The organism is Clostridium fallax, assembly GCF_900129365.1.
GTDB classification, from domain to species: Bacteria; Bacillota; Clostridia; order Clostridiales; family Clostridiaceae; genus Clostridium_AH; species Clostridium_AH fallax.
Map to the genome: position 1 here is coordinate 1 of NZ_FQVM01000042.1, position 10,207 is coordinate 10,207.

At 21.8% G+C, this 10,207-nt stretch carries 7 protein-coding genes; all 7 read right to left on the minus strand.

Annotated elements, in window-relative coordinates:
* Positions 1–126 precede the first annotated feature (126 nt).
* Positions 127–2,286: an alginate lyase family protein gene (locus BUA70_RS12470; RefSeq protein ID WP_072897786.1), complete on the minus strand. Its 2,160-nt coding sequence runs from the start codon at positions 2,284–2,286 to the stop codon at positions 127–129.
* A 155-nt stretch (positions 2,287–2,441) separates the two neighbouring features.
* Positions 2,442–3,650, minus strand: a complete 1,209-nt coding sequence (locus BUA70_RS12475) for a hypothetical protein (protein ID WP_200789777.1) — start codon at positions 3,648–3,650, stop codon at positions 2,442–2,444.
* 11 nt (positions 3,651–3,661) lie between these two features.
* Entirely contained in the window at positions 3,662–4,744 is a 1,083-nt protein-coding gene (locus BUA70_RS12480; RefSeq protein WP_072897789.1) for a GNAT family N-acetyltransferase, read from the minus strand.
* Positions 4,745–4,766: 22 nt separating this feature from the next.
* Positions 4,767–6,230 (minus strand): lipopolysaccharide biosynthesis protein, encoded by a 1,464-nt coding sequence (locus tag BUA70_RS12485; RefSeq protein WP_072897790.1) that lies wholly within the window; start codon positions 6,228–6,230, stop codon positions 4,767–4,769.
* A gap of 22 nt (positions 6,231–6,252) precedes the next feature.
* Positions 6,253–7,329 (minus strand): glycosyltransferase, encoded by a 1,077-nt coding sequence (locus tag BUA70_RS12490; protein ID WP_083573539.1) that lies wholly within the window; start codon positions 7,327–7,329, stop codon positions 6,253–6,255.
* A gap of 10 nt (positions 7,330–7,339) precedes the next feature.
* Positions 7,340–8,719 (minus strand): phenylacetate--CoA ligase family protein, encoded by a 1,380-nt coding sequence (locus tag BUA70_RS12495; protein WP_072897791.1) that lies wholly within the window; start codon positions 8,717–8,719, stop codon positions 7,340–7,342.
* A gap of 44 nt (positions 8,720–8,763) precedes the next feature.
* Positions 8,764–10,161: an O-antigen polysaccharide polymerase Wzy gene (locus tag BUA70_RS12500; protein WP_083573540.1), complete on the minus strand. Its 1,398-nt coding sequence runs from the start codon at positions 10,159–10,161 to the stop codon at positions 8,764–8,766.
* Positions 10,162–10,207: the final 46 nt, after the last annotated feature.

Consider the following 10,207-nt stretch of genomic DNA (forward strand, 5'->3'; position numbering starts at 1 on the left):
GAACTACTTTCTAAAGATGCTTCCTTAGATTGACTTGACATAAAAAAAATTATTATCATCATTATTAAAGATGGAATAAAATTTTTTAAAATTCCTAATTTTTTATATTTCATATTTAAACCTTTCTTAACTTAAGTATAGCTTTCCATATCCGTTTGAATATTTTTTGTTAAAATTAATATTTATATTTTTATTAGAGAAATCTTCTATAACTACTTTATTGCAATATATTTTAATGGCTCTAAATATTTTTGTGTTTTTATATTTTAATAAAGCTTTTATAGTTGTTTTATTAAACTCTAATATTTCGCATAGAAGATCACTTTTAACTGAGAAATCTCCTATAAATTCAAATTGTTCTTCTCCTTCAATATAAGGAATATTATGAGCTTTAACACTTCTAAATTCATCTCTTCTTTTAGATAAAGGAGTGTATAAATAAGTACCTCCATCTAAAACTAAGTCTTTCCCCCTAACAAAAAGTTCAAAGGATAATTTGTCACAATGACTATGTCCTCCTTTTCCATTTTGTCCAATAGGTCCTGCAATAAAACTTAAAAAAAACTCTTCAGATTTTATAATAAAAATTCCAAAATCATTAAAAGAATAAGTTTTTAATCTTTGTAAATTAATATCTTCTAAGCCTTCTTTATTAAAATCTATCTCACTTTTAACATAATATTTTAATTCATTATGAATACCATTTAAAATAGAATTTAAATTATTATTTATTTTAATATTTTTGCTTAATGAATTTATAAAAGTTTTTTCTAATGAATATTCATCTTTAGTCATTACCTCATCCCCTAATAAAGAAGAAACTAAAGTAATTAAAGATTCATGATTTAATATATTTTCATCAAAATATAATTCATCATCCTTTAAATATTCATATTCTTTAAGATTAAAATATTTTTTCTTAGCTTCGTAAACTGTTAAAAATTCTCCTATAGGAGTAAGCTTTATAAATCTTCCACTATCATTATCTCCAATTTGAACTATATTTTTATTAGGTTTAGTTACTGCTAAAGTAAATTCACCTATTTTTTTTAATCTATCTAAATACCAATTAGGAAAAAACTTATTACTATCTAAATTAAATTCTTGCTTATTTAACTTTTTAAGTCTCTTTATAATTTTATAATTATAATTCTTTAAACTATCTTTTTTATTTGTTTTTAACAACCCATAAATCAAAGCTGTGCTATAAATTATAACCTCTCCAGATAATCTATGATAAGATGTAGAACCTTCAAAATTACTACCATCATTTAAAAACTGCTCTTTAAAAGAAGTTATAATTTCTTGGATAGAGAAAGCAAGCCAACTATTAATTTCACTTGTTGAATTTAAATATGCTGAAACAAATAAAAGCCCTGATATATCAGAAAGATAATGATTTCCATTAACCTGATTTTTATGCCACTCTAAATTATTTATTATAAATTTTCCATGATCATATACGCTTAAACTTAAAATTTTATTAAATTCATCATCTAAATTATCTTCGTAATCTAACTGTTTTAATATATCATAAGATAAAAGAATATTAGATATTCTAATTGCTACATCCATAGTACAGCTCCATGCAGCACCTAATTTTAATGGATTACAACATAAAAAATCTAAAATTTGATTCTTGAATTCCTTTATTATGGTTTTTCTATATTTTTCATTATTAATTGCAAAAATAGAAAGCTGCAGAAGATGTTGCATTCTCATTATTTCCCAGGGAATCTTTATATCTACTCCTTTAAACTTACCTATAGGTTGATCTTTATACCATTTTTTTTGAGAAAATCTATAACCACTTTTAAAATCTAATGCCCAATCAATAAATTCATAATCACTTTCTATTAAACTATATAAATATTTTGAATATCTTATATGAACTTTAGGAATAATTTTTGAAAGCCAAGCTCCTTCTCTATCAAAACTATTTATAAAAATTTGATTTTTATAAATATAATTTTCTAGGCCCTTAGCCTTTGTATTATAGTTAACCTTAATCCATCCGCTACCAAGTATATCAAACTGATGATTTAAATATTTATCTATTAAATAATCTTTAATATCTTCATTTATAAAAGATGTTTTTAAATCATTTATATTTAAATATGAGTTTTCTATATTATAATTTTTCTTTTGTTTCCTTGAATCTTTTATATAGTCTTTATATCTTCTAAATAAGTTGATTATTTCTTTTAATATTCTTTTGCTTCCCTTTTTTAAAATATCCTTTAATGAGTTTTGTTTTATCTTATCTTTAAAACATTTAGAATTCATTAAATTCACCTAAAACTTATATTATTAATAATTTTTATTACAAGTATATAGCTTTAAAACAATTAGTAATATCTTTTAAACTAAAGAATCTAATTATTATAATTCCTTTATAGTATTTTAAATATTTTTATATCCATATAAATTATGTTTCATAATTATAATATTTGTAAAACTCCATTTACACTTTCTATATTTACAATAGAATTTCTTATTAAATATATATTGCCTTTAGAATCTTTTAATTTTTTATTATCTAATTTCTTAGAGAATTTAAGAGTTATAAACTTATTATTTATTTCTTTATTTAGATTATTATTTATTTCAAAGGTATTTTCATTAATAGTTTTTATTGATGTATTTTCTCTTAATAAAACATATTCTGCAAGCTCTGTACCTGTACAATACCAAACATTTTTACTTTTTAAATAATTTAATATATAAATTAGACTATCTTTATCTGTAAATATATTGGGATTTTGAATTTTTCCATCATCTCTAGCTGGAGACATATGCTCTTGAATACTTATAACTAATTTATTTTCCAATAAAAACTCTATTTCACTTAATTTATTTTTTAAAAAATATGGTTTAGAAATAGTTTTTATAATTCCTTTTAAGCTTTTAATCTTAGGATTTAATATACCTGTAAAAAGTCCTCCACTTAAAGTAGATGGAATATCTACTACATGATTTTCGCCAAAAAATTTAACATCATAGTTAGTAATTAAATCATAATCTTTTCCGCATATATCATCTTCATGATTTTCTTCTATACCTCTATTCCAGTATCTGCTCCACCAAAGGAAACCTGTTAAATCTATACTTTTATCAGAATATTCATTAGATTTATATCCGCAATATTTTCCACCCTTAGGGTAATTTTCAAAAACATCCTTGTAAATTTCTTTTCCCTTATTAATAGTATTTATACCTTCATCTAGGCTATTAAATAATTCCCACTCCTGTTTAAAATCCTTAGCTTTATCATAAACTTTACCATGAGTTGTTCCATGATAGGCTATTTCATATTTAGGATTATCATTTATACTTTTAAAAAATTTTTTTGTTTCTTTGTCACAATTAATAAATTTAGAAATTGATTTAATTTTAGGATTTTTTATAACCCCTACTCTTATCCCTACTGGAATAAAAAATGTAGCTTTAACTTTAGAAAAATTATTTAAAATCTCATTTTCCAAATAATTTAATGAAGAATTTTCTTCTCTTTTTCCATAACCCCAATCTTCACCTAAATCTATCTTTCCATTATTATTTATATCTACCCACACATTTGCCAAATCATCTATAAAAAAAAGTACTGGACTATCTACATTGTTATACCATTTACAAATTTCTATATTCATAATTATCTTCCTTATTTATTATTAAACTTATTACCTATATTAACTAATGCCTTTAACACTTTTCTATTATCTAGATTCCAAACATTTAATTTATATAAAAGGTTAAAATCATCTGCCCATCTAAATTTCCAAGAATATCTTCCAGCCCCATACTCATACCCATTAACTTCTAATTGTGGATTTTCATAAATATATTTAAAAATCTCGTAATTTAAAACTTTAGATAAATCATATTTCTCATATCTAGGATCATAGGCTGTATTCCAACAATATAATATTCCTCTAAATAGATAACAGGTATCATATATTAAGATTTCATCCTTTTTATTTTTTAATATGAAAGTTATGCATTCATTATTATTTTTATATAAGTTTTTAATAATATTAAACCTATTCTCCTCTTCAAATAAACTTTTTCTCTCTTTTTTATTTTTGTTTTTAACTAAATAATCTTTCTCAAAGGAGTGTAGTTCCTTTAATTTACTTAAAATCTCATCTCCATATTTAATCTCAAAGATATAACCAATATCTTTTTCCAGTTTATTAATATAACGTTTAATCTCTTTTGGTTTAAATCTAAAATTAAAATATTCATCAAAATTATTAAACTTATTAAAATAATGTATAGGACATTCTACTAAATATTTAAAGTTATCATTATATTTAGAATTTCTAAGTAAGTACGTTGATAAATTTGAATTAGATTTTATATGAGTAAAAAAAATCCTTTCACATTTCTTCTCTTCTATTAATTTAAAAATCTCTTTTATTGCTATATTTATAGTTTTATCCTTTAATGTATTATTACAAATAAAGTTTCTGTAGTCTCCACACCCTATAATTTCTATTGATTTAAAATTTATTCCAAACTTAGATTTATCAACAATCATCATAGGTGCAATACATAATGGAACCTTCCCTTCATAAACACATACTATAAATAGTTCATTATCCCTATATAAATTATTCCAACATTCATAAATATATTTATATCTATTATAATATGTTATGTTTTTATCCTTATCTTCTAGACTTTCCCATAAATCCTTTATATTTTTAAATTCTTCACCATTACTTATTATCTTAATATGCATAATTATTTCCCCTTTATAGAGCCTAATTACATTTAAATAATTTATTTTTAACCCTATTTATATAGTGTAATAATATTTCATAACTTATAAGCTTTAGCTTTATACATATGAAAATATACATAGCTAATAAAAAAATATTTACTATAAATTCAATTATTAAATTTTTATTTATAAAAGATAATATTTTATATAACAAAAATATAAAACCATAAATAAAATAAACTTTAATTGAAATAAAATTATTAAATTTTATTGAATACATTTTTTGAGAAATATAATTATATAAACTATTCATAATGCCATAGGAAAACAAAGTAGAAATAGCAGCTCCATACATTCCTATTTTAGGTATTAAAATTATATTTAGTATTATATTTATCACTCCACCAATTCCCATAACTATAGCATCTAAATAAGTCTTATTTGCAATTTGCATACCTATAGTATAGAATTCGGCTTTTCCATATAAAAAGTAGGAAAATAATATTAAAGAAATTATATTATATGCAGCCATATATTCACTAGTTGCAAAAATATATATAAAAAACTTACTATATAAAGTAATTGCTAAAACTATAAATACTCCTACTATATTATAGATTTTAAACATTTTATTTATCTTTTCATGAGATTCTTTAGATTTATATATTTGAAATTTATATGGTACAAATATAGATGTGAAAGGTGCTATAAAGATTGGATTTATAAGCATTCCTATTTTATACCCTATTGAATATATTCCTGTTTGAACAAAACCTTCATAACTTGTTAAAAAATATCTATCTGCTAAATTTAATATTGTTCCAGAAATACCAGAAGGTATTAATCCTCCACTAAAAACAACCATTTTTTTCAGCATACTTTTATCTAATTCTAATTTAAAAGTCTTTATATTTTTTATAATTAAATATACTAATATTATAGCTGATCCATATATATATCCTTTATATACACCAAATATGCCTTGCCTTTTTACTACTACTAATATAATTACAAAGGTTATATTTAAAACTAACATCACCAAATTAACTATTACTATTTTCTTAGCCTCATACTTTAATGTATAGTCACAAATCAATAAAGATATAAATTGAGAAATTATTCCTCTCAGAAAAATCAAAAAAAACATATAATAAGAATTATCAAAATTTAATACTTTACTAGCTATAATCTTACCGAATATTAAAAAAAATAATATGTCTATAACTAATAAAAAAATAGCAAAAGTTATAGCAGTATTTCTTAATCTTCCTCTATCCTCTTTTTTATAATCCCTATAAAATCTAGTATATCCTGAGAATATGGTAACTATTAAAAATACACTTATAAAGTCCATTACTGTATCTGCTAAAGATAACTTTCCAAATTCCATAGCACCTAGTTCTCTTGTATAGATAGGTAACATTATAAATGAAATAGCTTTTGATAATAATTGCCCAATTACATACACTAATCCTATTTTTAAAAATGATCTTTCTTTATTCATTTATAAACTCCAATAACTTATTTTAATTAGTTAAATTCTTATAAATTTTAAGTATTTTATTAGAGTTATCTTCTATATCTAAGTCTTTTATTTTTTCTTTATATTCTTTATAATTCTTCATTACATAAATAACTTTACTATATAGATTGTTTAAATCCCTATTTTTAAATAAAATAACTTCTTTTGGTCTAATTACTACATCACTAGCTATAGTTGGGATTTTATAATATAAGGCTTCTCTTATTGAAATAGCATCTCCATCTATATTAGTAGGTCTTATAAACAAATTACTTTTTTCTAATATAGGATAAAATTCTGTATTATTTACTTCATATATAAATATATATTTCTCTAAATTATACTTTTTAATTTTATTTTTTAATTCTAAATAATATTCTTTTTCTTTATGATTTTGTTCCTCTATACCTAAAAGAGCTATAAATAAACTTACATTATAACCACTATTTATCAATTTATTTATTAATTCTATAGATAAATCTATTCCATACAAATCCTCTTTTTTATAGAATCTAATCCAGCCATTAACAGAAATCAAAAAATTACTACTATTAATAAAGTTATAAACTTCTTTAGGTATAAGGTTATAATCCTTACTATCTTTTATAGGATTAATATATGCTGGAATAGTTACTAACTTATTTTTGTTAACTCCTAAATCAATTAATTCCATATTGGTTTTAGGATTAACAGTTATTATTTTATTAAGCCTTTTCAAGCCATTTAATAATATTTTTTTCTCTATAAAATTTGATTCCTTTATCTGATCTATTAAACTTTCCCCATGAACTGTTAAAATTACCTTTTTACCTAACAATCTATAAATAGGAATTAACATCCTTCCTTTTTTGTTTATTATATGAAAATGTAAAACATTATACTTTAGATATATTAATTTTAAAAATGTCTTCTTTAAACTATCTTTTTTTATGCTATTTTTTAAATCTTCAATTTTATCATTAAAAACTACATTTTCTATATTATTATTATCTAAAACTATTTTTAATCTTTTTACATGAATAGATATACCACCATAGGGAGGTGGATAACATCCTATTAATGCTATCTTTATAATAAACACCTCCTAAATTTTATATCTTTACATTTTGAATTAAATATTTAAATTTTCCTGCTTTAGTTCTTTCTATAACCTTTTCACTTCTATTTATTTTTATATCAATATTTGAAAACATATTTAAAAATATCTCTTTTATATTATTTATTTCTTCTTCATTTAGATTATATTTGGTTTCAATATTTAAAATAACATTGCCAGGTTCATTTTGAACATATTGATAGGCCATAATTTTATCCTTTACTACAGCTAAAGGAAAATGAGACCGAGTAAATGTAATTTTATCGCCAAATTTATTAACAAAAAACTCTTGTTTTCTACCTTCTATCCTTTTTATAAGTTTATAGTTTCTACCACAACTACAAGTTCCGTTTGTATTTACTGCCATATCCTCAGTTTTATATCTTATAAAAGGCATAGCATAATTATTAAATCCTGTTGCTACAATCTCTACAATTTCATCTTCTTTTAAATTTTCATTATTATCCTCATTAATCAATTCTGTATATCCATATTGTGGAAATATATGGTAGTAATTATTAATTTCACATTCTCCTGCTAAGCAGCATCTTTCACTATGTCCATAAAAACTATAAACTCTACAGTTAAAAGTATTCTCAATATATTCTCTTTGTCCTTGATAAAGATTTTCTGATACACATAAAATAGCTTTTAAATTTTTATTTTTTATAAAAATTTTATGATTATTCATATATTTTGATAATGTTACTATTGAAGATGGATAACAATGTATAAAATCTGGTTTAAAGTTATCTATTAAATTTACGTAATCTTTAAAATTATCTTCTCTTAGTTTAAATGACGAAAGTATCAATTTATTCCCTAAAAATTCATAATAATTTTTAGGAGGAATATGTCCCATTAAAACAACCATTTTGTTTTTTTTATTTATATCATATCCAACGCGGCTCCATTGACTTGCTATAAAAGCATCCTCTCTAATATTAATATTTTTATTCATACAAAATTCTAAAGGCAACCCTGTTGAACCTCCTGTAGTACAATAAAGCCTTTCTTTTTCTTTATAGTTTGTAGCTATTAAATCTTTTAAATTCTTTCTTATAATGTTTTTTGTTAAGTATGGAATCTTTTTTAAATCACTAAAATCTTTAATATCATTAGGTGTTAAACCTCTTTCTTCGAATATTCTTTTATAATAGGGAACATTATTATATCCATGATTTATTATTTTCTTTAATTCACTTAGCTGATATTCCTCTAATTTTTCTCTACTCCAAAACTGAGATTCTTCCAGAAAATTATATAAATCTGTAAAAGATCTTCCATACTTAATATTATCAGGCAAATTATTATAGATAGATTTTAAAGGTTTTCTAATAAAATAAGGTGATTTTCTTAAAAGATCTTTAATCAATATATTTTAACCTCCTTATCTTTTATAAAACTAATAATTAATGCTTATTTTAAACTATATATTTTCTTATTTATTAATTGGAAAATTAATTGATAAAATAGATAGTTGCTAAAGAGCCAAAATAATTCTTCAGTTAATCCTAAAAAACTAGTTCTTGAAAAATTAAACATTACGGAAAATATAATACAATAGTAAACTATATATTTATTATTTAAAAATTTCTTATATATAATATTAAATAATCCTCCAATAATAATACCCATCAATATACATCCTACATAACTAAAATTACTATATGCCTCTATAGAAGGAGAATATCCTAAGCCACCTCCCATTTGAAACATACCAGGATATATTGATTTTAGAATCTTATCAGCTTCTAAATCTTCTTTGTCATATTGAAACCATGTCCATAATGTTTTATTTAAAATTGGTATTGGTCTAATAAAAGCCTCAAAATAGGATTTTCCATACAAAAAATTTTTTAAGTACTTAGAATTACTTAAGTTAACCAAGTAAACTAATCCAAATTCATTTGAATATTTATCATATTCATCTTTATGTTCATTTCTTTTAAGTTCCATCATTTGAGAAATTCCATTTTTATATCCATACTGAAAATAATTTTTATAATATTGGTAAACAAAAAATAAACTTCCAATTACAATCAAGATTAAACATATATTTCTTAGTTGTTTTTTTAAAGTTATGATATTTACCTTCTCCTTTATCACCTTTAAATAAAAACAAATCATCATTAAAATTACTATTAATAACTCTCTTCTTCTTATATCTATAAAAAGCATAAAGAAAATATATAAAGAAAATATAACTATAAATACACTTTTTATAGTTTTCTTCTTACTTCTTATAGAACAAATATACATCTGAAAAAGAGAGATTAATACTAAATACGAATTAGTAAAAATTCTTAATATACTATTTATTACTCCTAAACTCTCCCTTACATCTTCAAATAAGACAGAATATCTAAACCATCTTCCATATTCTAATGCCCCTATTCCTAATTTAAAATAAGGATATATATACCATAAAAAAGATACTATAAATAAACTTAACCAATATATAAACTTTCTATTATAATACTTACTTTTATTAGAAACAGTATTTTTAGTTATAAAATTATTAACATTATTTATACCTTTTTTTGCAAAAATTAAAGAAAGTAAAAGGCCTAACATAAATAATATTGAAATAAATAAAGATTTATTTAAGTCTTCTTTTGAAAAAATATATCCTAATTGTTGAAATTGATTATCCACTTTAGGGTATAAAAGTAATGAAGATTTATCTAAACAAAATAAAATAGGAGTGTATAAATTATATAATAAGTATCCTGTTATTAGTGGAAATCTTATATCTGTAAATAAAAAATCTGTTTTCTTATTTAATATATTTAAATAAGAAAAAAGATTTTTTATTTACAGTTATAAGATTTCAACTAATATTAAATGATAAGTAAGTATT